Annotated in this window: 21 protein-coding genes; 18 read left to right on the forward strand and 3 right to left on the reverse strand. The window is 70.2% G+C overall.

What is annotated here, in order from left to right; genetic code table 11:
- The 9 genes from EDF19_RS09530 to rbfA all read left to right on the forward strand — a co-directional run.
- On the forward strand, nt 1–1287 hold a 1287-nt coding region (locus tag EDF19_RS09530; protein WP_260217070.1), incomplete at its 5' end, for an RIP metalloprotease.
- Between the two features lie 24 nt (nt 1288–1311).
- Entirely contained in the window at nt 1312–2784 is a 1473-nt protein-coding gene (locus tag EDF19_RS09535) for a cytosine permease (protein WP_123294297.1), read from the forward strand.
- Nucleotides 2781–3341 carry a cysteine hydrolase family protein gene (locus tag EDF19_RS09540; RefSeq protein WP_123294298.1) on the forward strand — a complete coding sequence of 187 codons (561 nt, stop codon included), beginning with the start codon at nt 2781–2783 and terminating at the stop codon, nt 3339–3341. The genes EDF19_RS09535 and EDF19_RS09540 overlap by 4 nt, the downstream gene beginning before the upstream one ends.
- A gap of 74 nt (nt 3342–3415) precedes the next feature.
- On the forward strand, nt 3416–4549 hold the full coding sequence (gene ispG, locus EDF19_RS09545) for a flavodoxin-dependent (E)-4-hydroxy-3-methylbut-2-enyl-diphosphate synthase (RefSeq protein ID WP_111083888.1): 1134 nt from the start codon (nt 3416–3418) through the stop codon (nt 4547–4549).
- Between the two features lie 201 nt (nt 4550–4750).
- Nucleotides 4751–6502: a proline--tRNA ligase gene (locus EDF19_RS09550; RefSeq protein WP_123680688.1), complete on the forward strand. Its 1752-nt coding sequence runs from the start codon at nt 4751–4753 to the stop codon at nt 6500–6502.
- Nucleotides 6503–6675: 173 nt separating this feature from the next.
- Nucleotides 6676–7671 (forward strand): transcription termination factor NusA, encoded by a 996-nt coding sequence (gene nusA / locus EDF19_RS09555; protein ID WP_123680689.1) that lies wholly within the window; start codon nt 6676–6678, stop codon nt 7669–7671.
- Between the two features lie 66 nt (nt 7672–7737).
- Nucleotides 7738–8049 carry a YlxR family protein gene (locus tag EDF19_RS09560; RefSeq protein WP_123680690.1) on the forward strand — a complete coding sequence of 104 codons (312 nt, stop codon included), beginning with the start codon at nt 7738–7740 and terminating at the stop codon, nt 8047–8049.
- Nucleotides 8050–8122: 73 nt separating this feature from the next.
- The gene (gene infB / locus EDF19_RS09565; protein WP_123680691.1) at nt 8123–10966 is read left to right on the forward strand and encodes a translation initiation factor IF-2; all 2844 of its coding nucleotides are present in this window, start codon (nt 8123–8125) and stop codon (nt 10964–10966) included.
- A gap of 150 nt (nt 10967–11116) precedes the next feature.
- Nucleotides 11117–11578 carry a 30S ribosome-binding factor RbfA gene (rbfA, locus tag EDF19_RS09570; protein WP_123680692.1) on the forward strand — a complete coding sequence of 154 codons (462 nt, stop codon included), beginning with the start codon at nt 11117–11119 and terminating at the stop codon, nt 11576–11578.
- 21 nt (nt 11579–11599) lie between these two features.
- Here rbfA and EDF19_RS09575 read toward each other — a convergent pair whose 3' ends face one another.
- Complete coding sequence (locus EDF19_RS09575) at nt 11600–12454, reverse strand: A/G-specific adenine glycosylase (RefSeq protein WP_123680693.1); 855 nt, start codon at nt 12452–12454, stop codon at nt 11600–11602.
- A 139-nt stretch (nt 12455–12593) separates the two neighbouring features.
- Here EDF19_RS09575 and EDF19_RS09580 point away from each other — a divergent pair, with 139 nt between their 5' ends.
- Genes EDF19_RS09580 through EDF19_RS09600 form a run of 5 tightly spaced genes read left to right on the forward strand, consistent with a single transcriptional unit; the run spans nt 12594 to nt 15862 of the window.
- A complete protein-coding gene (locus EDF19_RS09580) occupies nt 12594–13040 on the forward strand; it encodes a hypothetical protein (protein ID WP_123680694.1) in 447 nt (148 codons plus the stop codon).
- A gap of 22 nt (nt 13041–13062) precedes the next feature.
- Complete coding sequence (gene truB / locus EDF19_RS09585) at nt 13063–14004, forward strand: tRNA pseudouridine(55) synthase TruB (RefSeq protein ID WP_123680695.1); 942 nt, start codon at nt 13063–13065, stop codon at nt 14002–14004.
- Nucleotides 14001–14366, forward strand: a complete 366-nt coding sequence (locus EDF19_RS09590; RefSeq protein ID WP_123680696.1) for a hypothetical protein — start codon at nt 14001–14003, stop codon at nt 14364–14366. Before truB ends, EDF19_RS09590 begins: the two co-directional genes overlap by 4 nt.
- Nucleotides 14367–14411: 45 nt before the next feature.
- A complete protein-coding gene (locus EDF19_RS09595) occupies nt 14412–14891 on the forward strand; it encodes a hypothetical protein (protein WP_260217072.1) in 480 nt (159 codons plus the stop codon).
- Between the two features lie 8 nt (nt 14892–14899).
- Nucleotides 14900–15862 (forward strand): bifunctional riboflavin kinase/FAD synthetase, encoded by a 963-nt coding sequence (locus EDF19_RS09600; RefSeq protein ID WP_123680697.1) that lies wholly within the window; start codon nt 14900–14902, stop codon nt 15860–15862.
- Between the two features lie 302 nt (nt 15863–16164).
- Here the strand turns inward: EDF19_RS09600 and EDF19_RS09605 are convergent, their stop codons facing one another.
- Entirely contained in the window at nt 16165–17397 is a 1233-nt protein-coding gene (locus EDF19_RS09605; RefSeq protein WP_185022768.1) for a DUF349 domain-containing protein, read from the reverse strand.
- Nucleotides 17398–17509: 112 nt separating this feature from the next.
- A complete protein-coding gene (locus EDF19_RS09610; RefSeq protein ID WP_185022769.1) occupies nt 17510–18322 on the reverse strand; it encodes a peptidylprolyl isomerase in 813 nt (270 codons plus the stop codon).
- A gap of 129 nt (nt 18323–18451) precedes the next feature.
- Here EDF19_RS09610 and EDF19_RS09615 point away from each other — a divergent pair, with 129 nt between their 5' ends.
- The 4 genes from EDF19_RS09615 (at nt 18452) to alaS (ending at nt 23690) form a co-directional block, all read left to right on the forward strand.
- Entirely contained in the window at nt 18452–19804 is a 1353-nt protein-coding gene (locus tag EDF19_RS09615) for a replication-associated recombination protein A (RefSeq protein ID WP_123680988.1), read from the forward strand.
- Nucleotides 19805–20041: 237 nt separating this feature from the next.
- Entirely contained in the window at nt 20042–20671 is a 630-nt protein-coding gene (gene rpsD, locus EDF19_RS09620) for a 30S ribosomal protein S4 (RefSeq protein ID WP_071255814.1), read from the forward strand.
- A gap of 123 nt (nt 20672–20794) precedes the next feature.
- On the forward strand, nt 20795–20977 hold the full coding sequence (locus EDF19_RS09625; RefSeq protein WP_123680699.1) for a hypothetical protein: 183 nt from the start codon (nt 20795–20797) through the stop codon (nt 20975–20977).
- Nucleotides 20978–21032: 55 nt separating this feature from the next.
- On the forward strand, nt 21033–23690 hold the full coding sequence (gene alaS / locus EDF19_RS09630; protein WP_123680700.1) for an alanine--tRNA ligase: 2658 nt from the start codon (nt 21033–21035) through the stop codon (nt 23688–23690).
- The last annotated feature ends 3 nt before the right edge of the window (nt 23691–23693 follow it).

Consider the following 23693-nt stretch of genomic DNA (forward strand, 5'->3'; position numbering starts at 1 on the left):
ATCATCGGCCTGCTGGTCTCGATCGGACTCCACGAGCTGGGGCACCTGTCCTTCGCGAAGCTGTTCAACGTCAAGGTGACGCAGTACTCGCTGGGGTTCGGCAAGGCCATGTGGTCGTTCAAGCGGGGTGAGACCGAGTACGGCATCCGCCCGATCCTGCTCGGCGGCTACATCTCGATGGTCGGCATGCTCAAGCCGCGTGCCTCCGGCCGCCCGAGTGCGATCACGAACACCGGCATGTACGGCGCGTTCGTGCAGGACGCCCGCCAGGCCAGCGCGGAGCAGATCGCAGACTCCGGCGGCGACGACTCCCGCGCGTTCTACCGACTCACCCCGTGGAAGCGCATCATCGTGATGGTCGCTGGACCCGCGATGAACCTGGTGATCGGGATCGTGCTGTTCGGCGTGCTGCTGTGCGGCTTCGGGTCGCCGACCACGACGTTCACGTCGAGCGTCGACTGCGTCCTGCCGACCAGCCAGACGACAGAGTGCACCTCGGGCGATGCGGAGTCGCCGGCGAAGCAGGCCGGCATCGCGTCGGGCGACGTCGTGCTGTCGGTGAACGGTGAGCAGGACCCGACCATCGCGCGCGTCTCCGAGGTCTTCCAGAAGTCGGCCGGCGAGCAGGTGACCGTCGTCGTCGAGCGTGACGGTGCCCGGAAGACGCTCGAGATCACCCCGACGACCGCCACCCGCGACGTCTACGACGCCGAGGGCAAGGTCGTCACGAACGACGACGGCACGACGAAGACCCAGCGGGTCGGTGTCGTCGGCGTCAGCATCGGGCAGTCGCTCGTGCGGCAGTCGCCGGCCGAGGTCCTGCCCGCGACGGGTGCGCAGATCGCCGCGTCGGCGCACCTCATCATCGACCTGCCGCAGCGCCTGGTCGCCGTCTGGAACGCGGCGTTCGGCGCGCAGGAGCGGTCGCAGGACAGCCCCGTGTCGGTCGTCGGTGTCGGCCGCGCGATCGGCGAGGTCTCGTCGATGAGCGGTGTGCCGGTGGTGGACAAGGCGTACACGATCCTCGGGCTGCTGGCCTCGCTGAACATCGGCCTGTTCGTGCTGAACATGGTGCCGCTGCTGCCGCTCGACGGCGGGCACATCGCCGGCGCCCTGTGGGAGGCGATCAAGCGACGGTCCTTCAAACTCGTCGGCAAGGCGGACCCGGGCCCCATCGACCTGGCGAAGACGATGCCGCTCACGATGGTCGTCGTGGTGCTGCTGGCGGGGATGAGCGCGCTGCTGATCTACGCCGACATCGTGCGGCCCGTGAACCTGTTCGGGTAGTCGCTGCGGCGCTACGCTCAGCGGATGAGCACAGCGCCCACGAACTCCGGGCCCACCACCGCCGCGCCCGAGGTCCGCACCGTCGAACGGCAGGGCCTCGACGTCATCGCCGAGTCCGACCGCAAGGGCACCCCGCGGGGACTCTTCTGGCCGTGGTTCGCGGCGAACATCTCCGTCCTCGGCATCGCCTACGGGTCCTTCGTGGTCGGCTTCGGCATCTCGTTCTGGCAGGCCACCGTCGTCTCGGTCATCGGGGTGGTGTTCTCGTTCCTGCTGTGCGGCGTCGTCGCGATCGCCGGCAAGCGGGGGTCGGCGCCGACGATGGTGCTGAGCCGCGCGGCCTTCGGGGTCCGCGGCAACCGGGTGCCCTCGTTCCTCAGCTGGATCCTCACCGTCGGGTGGGAGACCGCCCTCGCCGCACTGGCGGTCCTCGCGACCTCGACGGTGTTCACCGAGCTCGGCTGGGACGGCGGGGTGCTGACGAAGGTCGTCGCCCTCGTCGTGGTCGCCGCGCTCGTGGTCGGTGCCGGCGTCGCGGGCTTCGACGTGATCATGCGCCTGCAGACCTGGATCACGGTCATCACCGCTGTGCTCACGGTCGTCTACGTCGTGCTCGCGGTGCCGTCCATCGACTTCGCCGCGATCGCCGCGATGCCGACGGGCAGTGCCCAGCAGTTCATCGGTGCGCTCGTGCTCGTGATGACCGGCTTCGGGCTGGGCTGGGTGAACGCCGCTGCCGACTACTCGCGGTACCTGCCGCGGTCGTCGTCCACCGGGGGAGTCGTCGGGTGGACGACCTTCGGCGGTGCCCTCGCACCGGCGATCCTCGTGGTCTTCGGTGTCCTGCTCGCCGGGTCCTCGCCGGACCTGAGCGCGGCGATCGGTGCCGACCCGATCGGCGCGCTCACCACGATCCTGCCGGTGTGGTTCCTCATCCCGTTCGCCCTCGTCGCGATCCTCGGGCTCGTCGGCGGCGCGGTGCTCGACATCTACTCGTCGGGCCTCGCGCTGCTGAGCGTCGGCGTGAAGATCCCGCGGCCGGTCGCCGCCGGGGTGGACGGCGTGTTCATGGTGGCGGGTGCGATCTACATCGCCTTCTTCGCGACGGACTTCGTCGGCCCGTTCCAGGCGTTCCTCATCACCCTCGGCGTCCCGATCGCCGCCTGGGCCGGCATCTTCGTCGCGGACGTCCTGCTCCGGCGCACGGCCTACGCCGAAGGCGAGCTCGACGACCGTCGCGGCCGCTACGGCGACGTCCGGTGGGGCGCGATCGCCCTGGTCGCGGTCGGCACGGCGCTCGGGTGGGGCCTCGTCACGCTGGCGTCACCGGCGTGGCTGTCGTGGCAGGGCTACCTGCTCGGGCCGTTCGGGCTCGGCGGACGCGACGGCGCCTGGGCCTACGCGAACCTCGGTGTGCTGGTCGCGCTCGTCGTCGGGTTCCTCGGCACCCTGCTGTTCGCCCGGGGCTCCGTCCGGCGCCAGGAAGCACAGCGGTGAGCACGGGCGTCCTCGACGACGCCTGGCTCGTCGTCATCGACATGCAGCAGGTCTTCACGGGGGAGTCTCCGTGGGCGGCGCCGCGGTACGACCACGCCGGGGTCGGTATCGAACGCCTGCTGCCCCGGTTCACCGGACGCACGGTGTTCACCCGGTTCGTCGCGCCCCAGCGCCCGCAGGGCGCCTGGGTGCCGTACTACCGCGAATGGCCCTTCGCCCTCGTGCCGGACGCCGACCCGCTGTACGCGCTGACCGAGCCCTTCGCGAGTGCGGCAGGGGACCGGAACGACCCCGTCGTGACCGAGCCGACGTTCGGCAAGTGGGGGACGGGCCTCCAGGCAGTCGTCGGTGACCACCCGCACCTGGTGCTCACGGGGGTGTCGACCGACTGCTGCGTGCTGTCGACCGCCCTGGCGGCGGCGGACGCCGGAGCGACCGTGACGGTCGTCGCGGACGCCTGCGCCGGGGCGAGCGACGCGGACCACGAGCGGGCGCTCGACGCGATGCGACTGTACGCGCCGCTCATCACCGTGGTGGACAGCGCCGCTCGGCTCTGAACGTCCGGTGTGACCGGGCCGGGACGCTCGGAGCGAGCGCGTAGAGTGCTCACGTGCCCGCTGTGAACCTCGGTATGCCCAAGTCGCCCGAAACCCTCGCCCCCCGACGCAAGTCGCGCCAGATCCGGGTCGGCAAGGTGCTCGTGGGCGGCGATGCTCCGGTGTCCGTCCAGTCGATGACCACGACCCCGACGACGAACATCAACGCGACGCTGCAGCAGATCGCCGAGCTCACGGCCTCGGGCTGCGACATCGTCCGGGTCGCCGTGCCGACGCAGGAAGACGCCGACGCGCTGCCGATCATCGCGAAGAAGTCGCAGATCCCGGTCATCGCCGACATCCACTTCCAGCCGAAGTACGTGTTCCAGGCGATCGACGCCGGCTGTGCCGCGGTCCGCGTGAACCCGGGCAACATCCGCAAGTTCGACGACCAGGTCGGTGCGATCGCCGCCGCGGCGAAGGCCGCAGGCGTGTCGCTCCGCATCGGCGTCAACGCCGGGTCGCTCGAGCCGAGCCTGCTGCAGAAGTACGGCAAGGCCACACCCGAGGCGCTCGTCGAGTCCGCCGTGTGGGAAGCCAGCCTGTTCGAGGAGCACGACTTCCACGACTTCAAGATCTCGGTCAAGCACAACGACCCGATCGTCATGGTCAAGGCCTACCGACAGCTCGCCGCCGCCGGTGACTGGCCGCTGCACCTCGGTGTGACCGAGGCCGGTCCCGAGTTCCAGGGCACCATCAAGAGCGCCACCGCGTTCGGCATCCTGCTGGCCGAGGGGATCGGCGACACCATCCGCGTGTCCCTGTCCGCGCCGCCCGCGCAAGAGGTGAAGGTCGGCCTGCAGATTCTGCAGTCGCTCAACCTCCGCGAACGCAAGCTCGAGATCGTCTCGTGCCCGAGCTGCGGCCGGGCCCAGGTCGACGTCTACCAGCTGGCGAACGACGTCACCAAGGGGCTCGAGGGCATGTCCGTCCCCCTGCGCGTCGCCGTCATGGGCTGCGTCGTGAACGGCCCGGGCGAGGCGCGCGAGGCCGACCTCGGCGTGGCGTCGGGCAACGGCAAGGGCCAGATCTTCGTGAAGGGCAAGGTCGTCAAGACGGTGCCGGAGCACGAGATCGTGCAGACCCTCATCGCCGAGGCGAACCGCATCGCCGACGAGATGGGGCCGGAGGCCGCGCTCGGCAGCCCCGAGGTCATCACCACCCCGTAGCGCGAGTACACCCCTCGCACCGTGCGAGGCGGTCTCGGCGCGCTGCGCTCCCGTGCGAGGTTCCGTACTCGGTGCGAGTCTCCCTGCCCCGCACCGAGTACGCAACCTCGCACCGTTCGCCAGGGACCCCGCACCGTTCGCCCGGGACCTCGCACGGTGCGAGCGCCGCCCGCGGTGCGCGCACGCCGCTAGGCTGGCCCCGTGGTCACACGGCTTTCGCATCTGTTCCTCCGTACGCTCCGCGACGACCCCTCCGACGCCGAGGTGACGAGCCACAAGCTGCTCGTCCGCGCCGGGTACGTCCGTCGCCAGTCGCCGGGGATCTTCGCCTGGCTGCCGCTCGGTCTCCGGGTGCGCGCCAAGATCGAGGGCATCATCCGCGACGAGATGGTGGCCGCCGGCGCGCAGGAGGTCCTGCTGCCCGCGCTCCTGCCCCGAGAGCCGTACGAGGCGACGAACCGTTGGACCGAGTACGGCGACGGCATGTTCCGTCTGCAGGACCGCAAGGGCTCCGACTACCTGCTCGCCCCCACGCACGAAGAGATGTTCGCGCTCCTGGTGAAGGACCTGTACTCGTCGTACAAGGACCTCCCCGTCACGCTGTTCCAGATCCAGGACAAGTACCGCGACGAGGCCCGTCCCCGCGCCGGGCTCCTGCGCGGCCGCGAGTTCACGATGAAGGACGCGTACTCGTTCGACCTCACCGACGAGGGGCTCGAGCGCAGCTACCAGGTGATGCGGGACGCCTACGAGAAGATCTTCGCGCGGCTCGGCCTCGAGTACGTCATCGTCAAGGCGGACGCCGGAGCCATGGGCGGCTCCAAGTCGGAGGAGTTCCTGCACCCGATCGCCGTCGGCGAGGACACCTTCGTCCGCAGCGCGAACGGCTACGCGGCCAACGTCGAGGCATACGTCACGCCGGTGCCCGAGTCCCGGCCGATCGAAGGGCAGCCAGACGCCGTGCTGCTCCCCGCCGCGGACACCCCGACGATCGACACGCTCGTCGCCCACGCCAACGAGGTCGCGCCGCGCGACGGCGCCCCGTGGACCGCTGCGGACACGCTGAAGAACGTCGTGCTCGCGCTGACCCACCTCGACGGCACCCGTGAGGTCGTCGTCGTCGGACTCCCCGGCGACCGCGACGTCGACCTGAAGCGCGCCGAGGTCGCGTTCGCTCCGGCCGAGGTCGAGCCCGCTGGCGACGACGACTTCAAGAAGCACAAGGGCCTGGTCAAGGGCTACATCGGCCCGCAGGTACTCGGTGCCGAGAGCGCCACCGGCATCCGCTACTTCGTCGACCCCCGCGTGGTCGACGGTACGAGCTGGGTCACCGGCGCGAACGAGCGCGGCGTGCACGTGTCCGGCCTCGTCGCCGGTCGTGACTTCGTGGCCGACGGCGTCGCCGAGGTCTCCGACGTCCGTGCGGGGGACCCTGCTCCCGACGGCTCCGGGCCCCTCGAGACCGCGCGCGGCATGGAGATCGGCCACGTCTTCCAGCTCGGCCGCAAGTACGCCGAAGCCCTCGGGCTCAAGGTGCAGGACGAGAACGGCAAGCTCGCGACGGTCACGATGGGCTCGTACGGCATCGGCGTGACGCGCATCCTCGCGATCCTGGCCGAGGCGCACAACGACGAGAAGGGCCTGGCTTGGCCGAAGAACGTCGCGCCGTTCGACGTGCACATCGTCGCCACGGGCCGTGACCAGGTCGCGTACGAACTGGCGACGTCGATCGTCGCCGAGCTCGAGGGCGAGCGGTTCGACGTGCTGTACGACGACCGCCCGAAGGTCTCGCCCGGTGTGAAGCTCCGCGACGCCGAGCTCCTCGGCATGCCGATCGTCGTCGTCGCCGGCCGTGGTGCCGCCGACGGCGTCGTCGAGCTGTGGAACCGCGCGAGCGGCGAACGCCGTGACGTGCCGGTCGCCGAACTGCTCGACGCGGTCCGCGCGATCTAGCGGGTCGCGTCCTGGACGCGACCACCTGACGGACGGGAGGCCCGTGGCGACACCGCCACGGGCCTCCCGTCCGTCTCCGCTCCGGTCCGAGAGCCGCAGTGCGGTACCCTTGTGGCCGACTTCTGCGCAGTTCCATCCGCAGGAGCGACTCATCTGAATACGGAGGCACCTCGGTGAAGATCGATCTCGCAGTCCTGCGACTCATGGAGCGCGAGCGGGAGATCCCGTTCGACGAACTGGTCCAGATCATCGAATCTGCCATCCTGACCGCCTACCACAAGCACACCGACGAGAACGGTGAGCCGGCCGACGCCCAGTCCCGCGTCGAACTCGACCGCAAGTCGGGCGAGGTCAGCGTCTACGTCCCCGAGCGCGACGACGAGGGCACCGTCATCGGTGAAGCCGTCGACCAGCCGAGCGACTTCGGCCGGATCGCTGCCTTCGCGGCGAAGCAGGTCATCAACCAGCGCCTGCGCGACATCGGGGACGACAAGATCCTCGGCGAGTTCCGCGGCAAGGAAGGCGACATCGTCGCGGGCATCGTCCAGCAGGGACCGAACCCGAAGATGGTGCACGTCGACCTCGGTTCGATCGAGGCGATCCTGCCTCCTGAAGAGCAGGTGCCGGGGGAGACCTACGCGCACGGTTCCCGTATCCGTGTCTACGTGACGAGCGTCGCCCGCGGCAACAAGGGCCCGCAGATCACCGTGTCGCGGACGCACCCGGGCCTGGTCCGGAAGCTCTTCGCGCTCGAGGTCCCGGAGATCGCGTCCGGCGTGGTGGAGATCACCTCGCTCGCGCGCGAGGCCGGTCACCGCACGAAGATCGCGGTCAAGGCGAACGAGCCCGGCGTCAACGCGAAGGGTGCGTGCATCGGCGAGCTCGGCGCGCGTGTCCGTGCCGTCACGAACGAACTCGGTGCCGAGAAGATCGACATCGTCGACTGGTCGTCCGACCTTGCGTCGTTCGTCGCGAGCGCCCTGTCGCCGGCGAAGGTGACGAGCGCGTTCGTGCTCGACGCCTCGACGAAGGCCGTCCGCGCCCTGGTGCCGGACTACCAGCTGTCGCTCGCGATCGGCAAGGAAGGGCAGAACGCCCGCCTCGCCGCGAAGCTCACCGGCGCCCGGATCGACATCCAGCCGGACTCGATCCTGGACGGCGAGGACTAGGCGATTTCGCCTCCGGCGTGCCCCGAAGGGCGCGCCGGATCGCGGTCGTCCGAGGCAAGGAGTAGAGTGGTTCCCGTCAGAACGTGCATCGGCAGTCGTCGTCGCGCTTCCCGATCCTCACTCCTCCGAGTCGTCGCCCTGAGCGATGGCCGTGTCGTGGCGGATCCGAAGGCAGTCATGCCGGGCCGGGGAGCATGGCTCACACCGACCGTCGATGCCTACGACCTGGCCGTCAAGCGCAGGGCTTTCCGCCGTGCACTCCGGCTGGATCGCGATCCCGACACGTCCGCGGTGCTCGACCACATCGTCGGTCTCCCAGAGACCACGACCGAGCGCCCGGACATGACAGAACAGGCTGAACGGCTTATGGACAACTGATGAGCGGCTCGAAATGAGACCCGTCATCCATTGAGTCCTGCCCTTTACGGGGTGGGACCCGTGAAGGAGAACAGTGGCTAAACCACGCGTACACGAGATCGCAAGCGAACTCGGCGTCGACAGCAAGACCGCACTCGAGAAGCTCAAGGAGCTCGGCGAGTTCGTCCGGGGTGCCAGCTCGAGCATCGAGCCCCCCGTGGCACGGAAGCTCCGTGCCGCCCTGCAGGCAGACGGCGTCCCCGCGTCGAAGCCCGCCGCCTCGGCCGCAGCGCCGAGCACACCGGCCAAGGCCAGTGCCCCCAAGTCCAGCGCGCCCAAGCCCGGTGGCCCCCGCCCCGGCCCGGCTCGTCCGGCACCCGCTCCCGAGCCCGAGGCACCGGCTGCACCCGCAGCCGACGTCCCGGCACCGGCTGCACCGAAGTCCGTCGCCCAGCGACAGGCCGAGGCCGAGGCCGCGCAGAAGGCGCGCGCCGAGAAGCAGGCAGCAGAGCAGGCCGCAGAGTCCACGGACTCCGCGCCGAAGACCGACGCGGTGAAGCCGGGTACCAACCCGCGCCCCGCCGCGGCCGGCCCGAAGCCGGGCGGCCCCAAGCCCGGTGCACGTCCGGGCAACAACCCGTACTCGTCGAACCAGGGCATGGGCTCGCGCCCGCCGCGCCCCGGCAACAACCCGTACTCCTCCAACCAGGGCATGGGCCAGCGTCCCGCTGGCGGTGCCGGTGGTGCTGGTGGCGCCGGGATCCCGCGTCCGCAGCCCCCGCGTCCGGGTACGCCGCGTCCGGGTGCTCCGCGTCCGGGTGGTCCCGGTCAGGGCAACCGTCCCAACGGCTTCGGGCAGCGCCCGGGTCAGGGTGGCGGCGGCCGTGGCGGCCCCGGTGCTCGTCCGGGTGCCGGCGGCGGTGCCGGTGGCGGCTTCCCGCGTCCGGCCTTCAGCGGCCCGCGTCCCGCCGGTGGCGGTGGCCGCGGTCGTGGCCCCGGTGGCGGTACCGCTGGTGCGTTCGGTCGCGGTGGCGGCAAGAGCCGTGCCCGCAAGTCGAAGCGGACGAAGCGCGCCGAGTACGAGATGCGTCAGGCCCCGTCGCTCGGCGGTGTGCAGGTCCCTCGTGGCGACGGCAACACGGTCGTCCGACTCCGTCGTGGTGCGAGCATCTCGGACTTCGCGGACAAGATCGACGCCATGCCCGGCAACCTCGTGACGGTGCTGTTCCACCTCGGTGAGATGGCGACCGCGACCGAGTCGCTGGACGAGGCCACGTTCGAGGTCCTGGGCGAGGAGCTGGGTTACAAGATCCAGATCGTCTCCCCGGAGGACGAGGACAAGGAGCTCCTCGAGGGCTTCGACATCGACATCGACGCCGAGTACGCCGACGAGGACGACTCCGTCCTGCAGCAGCGTCCCCCGGTCGTCACGGTCATGGGTCACGTCGACCACGGCAAGACCCGACTGCTCGACGCGATCCGCAACTCGAAGGTCGTCGAGGGTGAAGCCGGTGGCATCACCCAGCACATCGGTGCCTACCAGATCGTCGCGCAGCACGAGGGCGTCGACCGCCCGATCACCTTCATCGACACCCCGGGTCACGAGGCCTTCACGGCCATGCGTGCTCGCGGTGCCCAGGTGACGGACATCGCGATCCTCGTGGTCGCGGCGGACGACGGCATCATGCCGCAGACCATCGAGGCGTTGAACCACGCGCAGTCGGCCGGTGTGCCGATCGTCGTCGCGGTCAACAAGATCGACAAGGAAGGCGCGAACCCGGCCAAGGTCCGCCAGCAGCTCACCGAGTACAACCTGGTGGCTGAGGAGTACGGCGGCGACGTCATGTTCGTCGACGTGTCGGCGCGGCAGAACATCGGCATCCAGGAGCTCCTGGACGCCGTGCTGCTCACCGCGGACGCCGGTCTCGACCTGCGCGCCAACCCCGACAAGGACGCTCGAGGCGTCGCGATCGAAGCCCGGCTCGACAAGGGTCGCGGTGCAGTCGCCACGGTCCTCATCCAGTCCGGCACGCTCCACATCGGTGACGCCATCGTGGCGGGGACGGCCTACGGCCGTGTCCGTGCGATGACGGACGAGAACGGGGTCGCGGTCAAGGCCGCGACGCCGAGCCGCCCGGTCCAGGTGCAGGGTCTGTCCTCGGTGCCCCGCGCCGGTGACACGTTCCTCGTCACCGAAGAGGACCGTACGGCTCGTCAGATCGCTGAGAAGCGTGAAGCCGCCGAGCGCAACGCCCTGCTGGCGAAGTCCCGCAAGCGCATCTCGCTCGAGGACTTCACCCGTGCTCTCGAAGAGGGCAAGGTCGAGTCGCTCAACCTCATCATCAAGGGTGACGTCTCCGGTGCCGTCGAGGCACTCGAGCAGTCGCTCCTGGACATCGAGGTCGACGACAGCGTCCAGCTCCGCATCCTGCACCGCGGTGTCGGCGCGATCACCGAGTCGGACATCGACCTCGCCACGATCGACAACGCCATCGTCATCGGCTTCAACGTCCGTCCGGACGTCAAGGCCCGTGAGCGTGCGGCGCGCGAAGGCATCGACGTGCGCTTCTACTCGGTCATCTACAACGCACTCGACGACATCGAGCAGTCCCTCAAGGGCATGCTCAAGCCCGAGTACGAAGAGGTCCAGTCGGGTGTCGCCGAGATCCGCGAGGTGTTCCGTTCCTCGAAGTTCGGCAACATCGCGGGTGTCATCGTCCGCTCCGGCACGATCACGCGCAACGCCAAGGCGCGCGTCATCCGCGAGGGTGTGGTGATCGCCGATGGCCTGGCCATCGAGTCGCTGCGTCGCTTCAAGGACGACGTCACCGAGGTCCGCACGGACTTCGAAGCCGGTATCGGTCTGGGCAAGTTCAACGACATCCAGATCGGCGACGAGGTCGAGACGACCGAACTCGTCGAGAAGCCGCGCGACTGATCGTGTGACTACCCTGGGCCCCGGCCTCCCTCTGCGGGAGGTGCGAGTCCAGGTGGGCCCCGGCCTCCCCTGGTGGGAGGTCGGGGCCCGTCCCCTTTCCACGAAGAACCACCGGCGGGAAGCGTCCCGCCACTGCCTCAGGAGGCACCCATGGCCGATCCGCAGCGCGCACGCAAGATGGCGGACCGCATCAAGGAAGTCGTCGCACGTCGACTCGACAAGGGTCTCCGCGACCCGCGTCTCGGGTTCGTGACGATCACGGACGTCCGTGTGACGGGCGACCTGCAGCACGCTTCGGTCTTCTACACCGTGTACGGCACCGACGAGGAGCGCGCCGACTCGGCCGCTGCGCTCAAGGCCGCGACCGGCATGCTCCGCACCGAGGTCGGCAAGAACATCACGGCGCGGTTGACCCCGTCACTCGAGTTCATCGCCGACGCGCTGCCGGAGACCTCCGCGCACATGGAGGACCTGCTGGTGCAGGCGCAGATCCGCGATGAGCAGGTCCGTGCGGCGTCGGTCGGCGCGACCTACGCCGGCGACGCCGACCCCTACAAGCGGGACGAAGACGAGGAGTCGGACGACGACGAGGACGCCGAAGCCCGGGCCTAGCACCCAGCGTCCGCGCCGGGCCTACCCCTCGGGGAGCTGGTAGCCGCTCGCGTCGTCCCCGACGGCCAGGCCGTCGCGCAGGAGCGACGCGAGCGCCCGCTCCCGTTGTTCCGCGTCCGGCCAGACCGGATCGATCTCGGACCGCATCACCGGGACGTCGCTCGCGCGGAGCTCGGCCATGATGAGGCCGCGCACCTGCCGGTCACTGCCTGCGAACTTCGCCTGCCGTGGCGCCCGAGGGCCGTCGTGCTCCGGGTAGCCCGCTGCGCGCCAGGCGCACCGGTCGGCGATGGGGCAGGCGTCGCACGCGGGGGAGCGGGCGACGCAGACGAGCGCACCGAGTTCCATCACGGCGGCGTTCGTCGCCGCCGCGTCGTCGCGGTCGACCGGCAGTACCGACTCCATCAGGGGCAGGTCCTGCTTGGCCTTCGCCGGTCCGGGCTCGCCCTGGCCGAGGAGTGCCCGTGCGAGCACCCGGCGGACGTTGACGTCCACCACCGGGTGCCGGTCGCCGTACGCGAAGACCGCGACCGCGCGGGCGGTGTAGTCGCCGATGCCGGGCAGCGCGAGGAGCGCGTCGACGTCGCGCGGCACGACGTTGTCGTGCTCGGTCGAGATCGCGGTCGCCGCCGCGTGCAGCGCGAGCGCCCGTCTCGGGTAGCCGAGCCGGTCCCAGGCACGCACCGCGTCCGACGGAGGTGAGTCCGCGAGGTCGCGAGGCGTCGGCCAACGGGTGAGCCATGCCTCCAGGCGGGGGATCACGCGCGCGACCTGCGTCTGCTGCAGCATGATCTCGCTGACCAGCGTTCCCCACGCGGGGAAGCCGGGTCGGCGCCACGGCAGGTCGCGGGCTTCCTGACGGAACCAGGCGATCAAGGGGGTTGCGAGATCGCGGGCCGGCGCGTCGGGTCGTCCCGGCGTGGCCGGTTCCTCCACACCGCGTCGCGTGGCCGGGTTGTCCACATTCTGCCTGGAGGCCCGACTCGCGTTCACCACGACAGCCTACGGTGGACACATGGCACGCTGGGCACCCGAAGAGACCGACACCATGGCTGCGATCGCTGCAGAGGCGATCGCGCAGGTCGGCACCAACCGCACCGTGATCGGCATCGACGGTCAAGTCGGCACCGACCTCGAACACGTCGCCGCCGCGCTCGTCGCCGGCTTCGAGCAGCACGGGGTGTCCGCGATGGCCGCCGCGGCACCCTCGGGTGACGCCGACACGCTGCGTTCCGACCTCGTCACGCCGTTCCGGACGACCGGTGCGGGCGACGGCGTGCTCGTGGTGCACGGGCACGGGCTCCTCGCGCCGGGTGTCCGCGGGCTCTGGCGCTGGTCGCTCTGGGTCGAGCAGGAGACCGGCCGGCTCGAACGCCGCGCCGACGTGAAGATCGCCGCCTCCGCCGTCCTCGACGTCACCGATCCCGAGCACCCGCGACGCGAGTGGAACGACGCCTGCTGACGAGCGCTGGTAATCTCCTCTGGTGCTCGAAACCGCGCCGGACGGCATCCTCCTCGTCGACAAACCGCAGGGGATCTCCAGCCACCGCGTGGTCTCCATCGCCCGCCGGCGACTCGGCCTGAAGAAGGTCGGTCACGCGGGCACGCTCGACCCGATGGCCACCGGCCTGCTGCTGCTCGGCATCGGCCCGTCGACCCGCCTGCTCACGCACCTGGTCGGCCTCGGCAAGACCTACACCGCGACGATGCGGCTCGGCGTCGCGACCGACTCCGACGACGCGGACGGCACACCCACCGCCGCGCTCGGCGTCACGGGCGCGGACGTCTCGGACGCCGCCGTCGAGTCGGCCGTCGCCCTGCAGCGCGGGCAGATCGACCAGGTGCCCTCGACGGTCAGCGCCATCAAGGTCGACGGTCGTCGTGCGTACGACCTCGCGCGGAAGGGCGAGACGGTGGAGCTGAAGTCGCGCTCCGTCACGATCTCCCGCTTCGACGTGACCGGCCGGAACGACCGGACCGTCTCGGTGGACGGCGCCGAGGTCCAGGTGGTCGACCTCGACGTCGTGGTCACCTGCTCCTCCGGCACGTACGTCCGTGCGCTCGCCCGTGACGTCGGCGCCACCCTCGGCACCGGTGCGCACCTCACCGCGCTCCGGCGGACCGAGGTCGGCCCGTTCGACGTGCAGGACGCCATCGACCTCGAGGACGACGACGTCGACGTCCGTGCGGCACTCGCCCGACCGGCGGACGTCGCCCGCCGACTGTTCTCGTCGGTCTCGCTCGACGCCGCTGCGGCGAAGGACCTGACCGACGGCAAGCGCGTCGCAGCCGACCACCCCGACTCCGACGGTCCCGTCGCCGCCGTGGCCGTCGACGACGACCGGCTCGTCGGGCTGGTCTCGGTCCGGCGCGGACTGCTGCGGGTCATCACCAACTTCCCGGCGCCGACGGAGGTCCGCGCGTGATCGAGTGGTTCATGTGGGTGCAGCTCGTCGTCGCCGTGCTCGCCGGGCTCTTCGCGGTCGTAGTCGGGTTCATCGGCTGGAAGCCCAACGACTACACCGTCGGGTCCCTCGTCCTCGTCGAGCTCCTGCTGCTGGCGCAGGGCGTCATCTCCATCGTGCTGCCCGCGACCGGCAGCCCGCCGGACGGCAACGCGCTCGAGTTCGGCGTGTACGCGGTGTCGGTCCTGCTCGTCCCGCCGGCGACCATCGTCTGGGCGCTCATCGACCGCACGCGGTGGAGCACCGTCGTGCTCGGGGCCGGCGCCTTCACCGTCGCGGTGATGATCTACCGGATGTACCAGATCTGGTTCGCGCTGAACTGACGCCGGAGGTCATGCTCGCCCCCGCACATCGGTAGAATCGGTGCAATGGCGACCAGATCTTCACTCGCGACCGGCATCGGCCGCGTCCTCATCGCCGTGTACGGCATCCTCGCCCTGGCGGCGACGGGCCGGAGCGTCGTCCAGATCATCGAGAAGTTCTCCTTCGCGCCGTTCGCCTACACCGTCAGCGCGATCGCGGCCGTCGTCTACATCGTCGCGATGATCGCGCTCATCGTCCCCGGCCGGGCCTGGTACCGCGTGGCCTGCGTCACGATCGTCTTCGAGATGACCGGGGTGCTCGTCATCGGGACGCTCTCGCTCATCGACCGGCAGCTGTTCCCCGACGACACCATCTGGTCGTACTACGGCATGGGCTACGCCTTCGCGCCGCTCGTGCTGCCGATCGCCGGGCTCTGGTGGCTCCGCAAGCACCACCGCACCGCGGCTGCGCCGGCTGTCGGTACGACGGCCGGTTCGACGGCCGGTTCGACGACCGCCTCGACCACCGTTCCGGCGGGCGAGTAGGAGTCCCCGTGCAGTACTACGACGAGATCGCCGACGTGGCTCAGGGCTTCGGTCCCAGTGCCGTGACGATCGGCAAGTTCGACGGCGTCCACGTCGGGCACCGCGCCGTGATCGCCCACCTCGAGCGCGCCGCGCAGGAGCAGGGCCTCGTCTCGACGGTGGTCACCTTCGACCGGCACCCGCTCAACGTCATCGACCCGCAGCACGTGCCGCCGGCCCTCACGAGCATCGCGCAGCGTCGCGAGCTCCTCGAGGACGTCGGGGTCGACGCCACCCTGCTGCTGTGCTTCGACGAGGACCTGCAGTCGAAGTCGCCCGAGACCTTCGTGTCCGAGATCCTCGTCGACACCCTGCACGCCCGGCTCGTGTTCGTCGGCAGCGACTTCCGGTTCGGCGCGAAGGGTGCCGGCGACGTCGCACTCCTCCGCCAGCTCGGACAGGTCCACGGCTTCACGGTCGAGCTCATCGACGACGTGGACCTGGTGGACGACGTCCGGCCCGACGGCGAACGCCGGGTCTCCTCCACGTGGATCCGCGAGCTCCTCGGCGACGGGCGGGTGGCAGAGGCCGCACGGCTCCTCGGCCGGGAGCACGCCGTCCGCAGCACCGTGGTGCACGGCAACCAGCGCGGGCGGGCGATGGGCTACCCGACGGCGAACCTCGACCCCGCGATCGAGGGCTTCGTCCCCGCCGATGGCGTGTACGCGGCCCGGGTGCTCCACGAGGGCACGGTGTACCCCGCCGCGGTGTCTGTGGGCAACAACCCGACGTTCGAGGGCGTGCCCGCCAAGCAGATCGAGGCGCACCTGCTCGACGTCGACATCGACCTGTACGGCGACCGCATCTCGGTGCTGTTCGTGTCCTACGTGCGCGGCATGGTGAAGTTCGGATCGATGGACGAGCTCGCCGAACAGATGCGGCAGGACGACCGCGACATCCGGCTGCTGCTCGGGTTGCCCGCGCCGGTCTGACGCACGTGCCCTCGCACGGTGCGGGGCCGTGTGGGGCCGTGCCGTCGCACGGTGCGAGGTGCGGGGTGCGGAGCCGTGCGTGGCCTCGCACGGTGCGAGGCGCGGAGCCCGTCGGCGCCACGGTGCGAGGTTCCGTGCGCTGTGCGACCCGCGCGCCGTGCCACGGTGCTCGGAACCTCGCACACTGCGGGTCGGGCGGCACGGGCAAGCACCGGCAGTGCCCGTGCGAGCACCCCGCCCCGCGCACACGACACCCCCGCGACCGATCGGTCGCGGGGGCGTCGTGTGCGGTGCCGGTGGTGTCAGCCGCCGAGGGCGTCGAGCCAGATCTTGCGGGCGTCGAGCGCTTCCTGGGCGTCCTTGATCTTGCGGGCATTGCCCGAAGCCTGTGCGTCGGCGAGCTCGGACTCGAGCTTGCCGATGGCGTCCTCGAGCTGGCTGGCGAGCCCGTTCTGGCGCGCCTTGCGCTCCGGGTTGGACTCCTTCCAGTGCGCGTCCTCGAGCCCACGCACGTGGTCCTCGATCGCACGCAGCTTGTCCTCGATGCGGCGGACGTCCCCGCGGGGGACCTTGCCGATCTCGTCCCAACGGCGCTGGATCCCGGTGAGGGTCTTCCGCGCGGCGACACGGTCGGTCGCGGTGAGGAGCGGCTCGGCTTCGGTGAGGAGCTCCTGCTTGGCCTCGAGGTTGCCGGAGAACTCCTCGTTCTCGGCGGCGCTCTCGGCGTGGCGCTGCTCGAACAGCACGTCACCGGCGGCCTTGAAGCGTGCCCACAGCGCGTCGTCGTGCCGCTTGCCCGCTCGCCCGGCGCTCTTCCAGTCGTCGAGCAGCTGGCGGTACTCCGGGATGGCGTCGGAACCGCGGGACGCGAGTGCCTCTGCCTGCGTCACGAGCTCCTGCTTGCGGGTCCGGGCGTCGCGGTGCTGCGCGTCGAGCTCCGAGTAAAAGGCGCGGCGGTGCTGGTCCACCGTGGAGCGGGCCGCACGGAACCGCTTCCACAGCTCGTTCGCCTCGTTCTTGGGGATGCGCGGGCCGTCGTGCTGGTGCTGCTGCCACCGCGCGAACACGTCGTCGAGCTGTGCGGTGATCTGCTTCCACTGCGCGCGGGCAGGGTCGACCGCAGCGAGCGCCTCGGCCTCTTCCACCAGGGCCGCGCGGTGGGCCAGTGCGTCGTTGAGAGCCTGCTGCGCCTGCTCGGCCTGCTCCTTGGTGAGGGAGCCCAGCTGCTCGGAGAGCGCACCGACACGGGTCTCGAGCGACTTGATGTCGCCGACCACCCGGGCCTCGGCCACCAGGGCCGTCAGGTGCTCGACCGTCCGGGCGACGTCGTTCGCCGACGCACCACGCTGGACGCGCTGCTCGGAGATCTTCACCTGCCCCTCGAGGTCGGCGTACTTCCGCGCGAAGTAGGCGAGGGCTTCTTCGGGGGTGGCGTCCGGGTACTCACCGACAGCACGTTCGGTCTCTTCGTACCGGACGTACACGGTGCCGTTCTCGTCGACCCGCCCCCAGGTCGTTGCTTCGTCAGATCCCACAGGTCTCGCCTCGATCGTGGTCGTGCATCGCCGACGTCACCGTCGGCACGGTCAGGTCGTCAGCCTATTGCACGGACGGGCTCCGCGGCCCGCCGGTGCACCGGGTTGTGGACTACTTCTCCTGCTCGATGGTCGCGCCGGTGATCTTCGTGGCCACCTTCGGCTCGCCCGTGCCGTCGTCGCCGGGGGAGGAGATGCCCTTCGATGCGATCTTCGACTGCAGGTCGGACAGGCCGCTCGTGACCTTGCCGACGACGGTGTAGCCGCCGGTCGAGGAGTCCAGCGTCGTGTCGCCGTAGACGATGAAGAACTGGGTCGACTGCGAGTAGGGGGAGGTGCTGCGGGCGATCGCGATGGTGCCCTTGGCGTAGACGCCGTCGCTCGGCACGTTCTCCAGCGGGCCGTACTCGAAGCCGGCGTCCCCGGTGCCGTCGCCGTTGGCGGAGCCGCACTGCAGGAACTTCAGCCCGTCGCTGTCCGCGAGTCGGTGGCAGGTGGTGCCGTTGTAGAACTGGTCCTTGATCAGCGAGATCTCGGCGCTCGTCGCCTGCGGGGCCTTCGCACCGTCCAGCTCGATGCCCAGGTCGATCGACTTGTTCAGTGTGAGCGTGCCGGTCCAGGTCGAGCCCTTCGCGATCGACTTGCTCGGCACGTCACCGGTGTTGGCTGCCGTGGCGCTTGCCGAGGGCGTCGGGGTGGCGGTCGCGGATGCGCTGGCGTCGGCCTTCGTCGTCCCGTGCGACCCGGCGAACGCCAGCTGCGAGCCGGTTGCGAGGGCCGCGACGAGCACGAGGACGCCGGCACCGATCAGGTTGTCGCGGACGCGACGGCGTCGCTGCCGCGCGTGCAGACCCTGTCGTGCCTGGTAGAGACGGAGGCGCTCGCGCGCCTCGCGGTTGTCACGCGCTTGGTTCTTCGGTGCCACGGTGCTGTTCTGCCCTCTCGTCGCAGTGTGCAACGAGCGTAGCCGAGTCGGTGCCATCAACGGCCTGGAGGCGCGTGGCTGTCAGTCGGTCGGCCTACGATTGGCGACATGGCAGCGGACCGTTCGGGCATGCGTGCGCCCACCACGGGTGGTCGCGCCGGTCTCGCGCAGGGTTCCGTCCCGCTCGCGGTCCGGATGCGCCCCACCAGCCTCGACGAGGTCGCCGGCCAGCAGCACCTGCTCGGTCGCGGGTCGCCGCTCGTCCAGCTCGCCACCGGTACCCGCGAGAACCCGGGTGGCGTCTCGGTCATCCTGTGGGGGCCGCCCGGTACCGGCAAGACCACCCTCGCCCAGGCGATCGCGCGGCAGTCCGGTCGTGAGTTCGTCGAGCTCTCCGCCGTGACCGCCGGTGTGAAGGACGTGCGCGAGGTGATGGAGAAGGCCCTCACGCACCGCGATCTCTACGGATCGACCACGGTGCTCTTCCTCGACGAGATCCACCGCTTCAGCAAGGCGCAGCAGGACGCCCTCTTGCCCGGTGTCGAGAACGGCTGGGTGATCCTCATCGCCGCCACCACCGAGAACCCCTCGTTCTCCGTCATCTCACCGCTGCTCTCCCGCTCGCTGCTCCTCACCCTCAAGCCCCTCACCGACGCCGACCTCGGCATGCTCGTCGACCGTGCGGTCGAGGACGCCCGCGGCCTCGGCGGATCGGTGGTGCTCGGTGACGAGGCCCGCGGGGCGATCGTCCGCCTGGCCTCCGGGGACGCCCGCCGCGCGCTCACCGCGCTCGAGGCCGCAGCAGCCTCTGCGGCCGCCGCCCAGGACGAGGACGACGACATCGTCCCCGCGGTGGACGCGGACACCGTCGCAGCCGCCGTCGACCGTGCGCTGCTCCGGTACGACCGCCAGGGCGACGAGCACTACGACGTCATCAGCGCCTTCATCAAGTCGGTGCGGGGGAGCGACGTCGACGCGGCCCTGCACTACCTCGCCCGCATGATCGAGGCGGGCGAGGACTCCCGTTTCATCGCACGGCGGATCATCATCTCCGCGTCGGAGGACATCGGCATGGCCGACCCGCAGGCCTTGCCGATCGCGGTCGCTGCCGCCCAGGCCGTGCAGTTGATCGGCATGCCCGAGGGACGGATCCCGCTGGCCGAGGCCGTGGTGTACCTGGCCACTGCACCGAAGTCGAACGCCGCGTACAACGGCGTGAACCAGGCGATGGCGGACGTCAAGGCCGGACGCATGGGCACGGTCCCGATGCACTTGCGAGATGCGCACTACGCCGGCGCGAAGCGGCTCGGGCACGGCAAGGGCTACGTCTACTCGCACGACGCCGAGCACGGTGTCGCCCAGCAGCAGTACCTTCCGGATGCGCTCGAGGGCACCGAGTACTACACGCCGACCGCGAACGGGTACGAGCGCGAGGTCGGCCCCCGGCTCGAACGACTCCGGAAGATCACGCGCGGCGAGTAGGAAGCCGCGTCGAGTTCCTGCTAGCATTACCGGGCCTAAGTCCTGGTCCTCGTGTGCGGCTGCACCGAGGACAGAGTGCCACTCCGGTGGTACGGGGGCAGAGGTTCGGACTGTAGCCGTCCGATCCCACAGGCTCATCCCTCTGGATCCCTTCGCCGGGTTCGAGCGTCCACGTGAGAAGCGTGCCCGCTCGTGTGTGCCCGCCGAGTATTCAGTTCGAACAGAGAAAAGGACCCTGTGTCTACCAAGTCACGTACCCGTAGCAAGACCCGCCTGTCGCGCGCCCTCGGCATCCCGCTGACGCCGAAGGCCGCCCGTTACCTCGAGAAGCGCCCCTACGGCCCCGGTGAGCACGGCCGTACGCGCCGTCGTGCGGACAGCGACTACGCCGTCCGCCTCCGTGAGAAGCAGCGTCTGCGCGCCCAGTACGGCATCCGCGAGAAGCAGCTCCGCATCGTCTTCGAAGAGGCCCGCAAGACGAAGGGCCTGACCGGTGAGAACCTGGTCGAGCTCCTCGAGCAGCGCCTCGACGCCCTCGTGCTGCGTGCCGGCTTCGCCCGCACCACCGCGCAGGCTCGCCAGCTGATCGTGCACCGCCACATCCTCGTCGACGGCAAGCTCGTCGACCGCCCCTCCTTCCGCGTCAAGGAGGGCCAGCAGATCCACGTCAAGCAGCGCTCCGAGTCGCTCGAGCCCTTCCAGGTCGCCGCTGCCGGTGGCCACCAGGAAGTCCTCCCGAAGGTCCCGGGCTACCTCGAGGTCGAGATCGACAAGCTCCAGGCCCGCCTCGTGCGTCGCCCGAAGCGCGCCGAGGTCCCCGTGACCTGTGAAGTGCAGCTCGTCGTCGAGTACTACGCAGCTCGCTGATCCACTGATCACACCCGAACGGCGGGTCGTCCTCTCCAGGGCGACCCGCCGTTCGGCGTTCCGGGACCGACGGCTAAGCTTGTCCGGGCATGCACCGCCCGGGTGCACAGAGGGAGAGGCACCGTGAAGCAGCTGTTCTTCGTCGCCGTCGGAGTCGTCATCGGGTTCGCCGCCGCACACCAGGTCGCCAAGACCACCGGTGGCGCGCGCTTCTTCGCCGATGTGAACGCCAGGACGAAGGCCTTCACGGGAGCCGTCGCCGACGGGTACCGGTCCCGCGAAGCCGAGCTCCGCACCGACGTCTGACCCGGCCACCGCCGGACGCCCCGCCCCTCCCACCCACGACCACCCAGGAAGCACCATGCAGACCGCAGAGATCCGCCGCCGTTGGCTCCAGTTCTTCGGTGACCGCGGCCACACCGTCGTCCCGTCCGCGTCCCTCGTCTCCGACGACCCGTCGCTCCTCTTCACGGTCGCCGGCATGGTGCCGTTCATCCCGTACCTGACCGGGCTCGTCCCCGCGCCGTACCCCCGCGCCACGAGCGTGCAGAAGGTCATCCGCACGAACGACATCGAAGAGGTCGGCAAGACCCCTCGGCACGGCACGTTCTTCCAGATGAACGGGAACTTCTCGTTCGGCGACTACTTCAAGGAGCAGGCGATCGAGTTCGCCTGGGAGTTCTTGACGAAGCCGGAGGCCGACGGTGGGCTCGGTTTCTCGCCGGACGACCTCTGGGTCACGGTGTACGAGGAGGACGACGAGGCGATCGCGTTCTGGAAGCAGCACTCCTCCCTGCCCGACGAGCGGATCCAGCGCCTCGGCAAGGACACGAACTACTGGTCGACCGGGCAGCCCGGTCCGGCGGGCCCCTGCTCGGAGATCTTCTTCGACCGCGGCCCCGAGTACGGCATCGACGGTGGCCCGGTCACCGACGACGACCGCTACGTCGAGATCTGGAACCTCGTGTTCATGCAGTACCAGATCGCCAACGTCCAGTCGAAGTACGACTTCGACATCACGGGCGAGCTGCCGAACAAGAACATCGACACCGGCATGGGGCTCGAGCGCGTCGCCTTCATCAAGCAGGGCGTCGACAACATGTACGAGATCGACCAGGTCCGCCCGGTGCTCGACCGTGCGTCCGAGATCTCCGGCCGCCGCTACGGTGCCGACCACGAGGACGACGTCCGGATGCGCGTCATCGCGGACCACGTCCGTTCGGCACTCATGCTCATCGCCGACGGCGTCAGCCCGTCGAACGAGGGCCGCGGGTACATCCTGCGCCGCCTGCTCCGCCGAACGGTCCGCGCGATGCGCCTCCTCGGTGTCGAGACGGCGACCTTCCCCGAGCTCTTCCCGGCCTCGCGCGACGCGATGCGGGACGCGTACCCCGAGGTGGCGTCCGACTACGACCGCATCTCGCGCATCGCCTACGCGGAAGAGGAGACGTTCCTCCGCACCCTCGCGCAGGGCACCACGATCCTCGACGTCGCGGTCGAGCGCGCGAAGCAGGACGGCGCGCCCTCGATCGGCGGCGACACGGCGTTCCTGCTCCACGACACGTTCGGCTTCCCCATCGACCTGACGATGGAGATGGCGGAAGAGGCCGGCGTGCACGTCGACCGGACGGCGTTCGAGACCCTGATGTCCGAGCAGCGTGCACGGGCGAAGGCCGACGCGAAGAGCAAGAAGACCACGATCGCGGACCTCAGCGTCTACAGCGCGTTCCGGGCGAAGGGCGAGACCGTCTTCCTCGGGTACGACGAGCTCGAGGCCGATACGAACGTGCTCGGCATCATCGTCGACGGCGTCAGCGTGGACCGTGCAGTGGCCGGCGACATCGCCGAGGTCATCCTCGGTGAGACCTCGCTGTACGCCGAGTCCGGTGGGCAGGACGCCGACCAGGGATCGATCGTCGGCAAGGGCTTCGACCTCGAGGTGCTCGACGTGCAGCGTCCCGTCGCCGGCCTCTGGAGCCACACCGTGCAGGTGCGATCCGGCGAGGTCGGCGTGGGCGACGCGGCGAGCACCGTCGTCGACGCCGAGTACCGCCGTGGCGCGACGCAGGCGCACTCCGCGACGCACCTGGTGAACGCCGCGCTCCGCGACATCCTCGGCCCGGAGGCACTGCAGGCCGGTTCCTACAACAAGTCCGGCTACATGCGCCTCGACTTCTCGTGGTCGCAGCCGGTGTCGCTCGAGACCCGTTCCGAGATCGAGGAGGTCGTGAACACCGCGATCCGCACCGACCTCGAGGTCTCGACCCGGATCCTGCCGATCGACGAGGCGAAGGCGCTCGGCGCACAGGCGCTGTTCGGTGAGAAGTACGGCGCCGAGGTCCGGATGGTCGACATCGGTGGCCCGTGGTCCCGCGAGCTCTGCGGTGGCACGCACGTCGCCTCGAGCGCGCAGGTCGGCCTGGTCAACCTGGTGGGGGAGTCGAGCGTCGGTTCGACCAACCGTCGTGTCGAGGCACTCGTCGGGCTCGAGGGCTTCCGCGACCTCGCTGTCGAGCGGACCATCGTGTCGCAGCTCTCCAGCGCGCTCAAGGCTCCGCGGGCCGACCTGCCGACGCGCGTGCAGTCGCTGATGGAGGACCTCCGGACCGCGCAGAAGAAGCTCGCCGAGTACGAGTCGGCGAACCTGCAGCAGCGTGTCCCGACCATCGCCCGGTCCGCGACGACGATCGGTGCGACCACGGTCGTCGCCGAGACCGTCGACGGACTGCAGTCCGGCGACGAGCTCCGTTCCCTGGCCACGGGTGTCCGCGCCCAGCTCGGCGACGGTGCGGCCGTGGTCGTCCTCGGCGCAGTGGTGGGTGGCAAGCCGATCGTGATCGTCGCGACGAACGACGCCGCACGCTCCGCCGGGGTGCAGGCGGGCCCGCTCGCCAAGGAAGCCGCCGGCGTGCTCGGTGGCGGCGGTGGCGGCAAGCCGGACCTCGCACAGGGCGGCGGCACCGATGCGGCCGCGCTCCCCGCGGCGCTCCGTGCCGTGACCGCGCGGCTCGCGGGCTGACCG

The sequence above is a fragment of the Curtobacterium sp. PhB115 genome, assembly GCF_003752025.1.
Taxonomy (GTDB): Bacteria; Actinomycetota; Actinomycetes; order Actinomycetales; family Microbacteriaceae; genus Curtobacterium.

Coding starts and splice junctions, on each gene's coding strand:
- alaS (WP_123680700.1), top strand. CDS start 21,033: ATGCAGACCGCAGAGATCCGCCGCCGTTGGCTCCAGTTCTTCGGTGAC.
- EDF19_RS09615 (WP_123680988.1), top strand. CDS start 18,452: ATGCGTGCGCCCACCACGGGTGGTCGCGCCGGTCTCGCGCAGGGTTCC.
- EDF19_RS09535 (WP_123294297.1), top strand. CDS start 1,312: ATGAGCACAGCGCCCACGAACTCCGGGCCCACCACCGCCGCGCCCGAG.
- ispG (WP_111083888.1), top strand. CDS start 3,416: ATGCCCAAGTCGCCCGAAACCCTCGCCCCCCGACGCAAGTCGCGCCAG.
- EDF19_RS09595 (WP_260217072.1), top strand. CDS start 14,412: ATGGCGACCAGATCTTCACTCGCGACCGGCATCGGCCGCGTCCTCATC.
- EDF19_RS09580 (WP_123680694.1), top strand. CDS start 12,594: ATGGCACGCTGGGCACCCGAAGAGACCGACACCATGGCTGCGATCGCT.
- rbfA (WP_123680692.1), top strand. CDS start 11,117: ATGGCCGATCCGCAGCGCGCACGCAAGATGGCGGACCGCATCAAGGAA.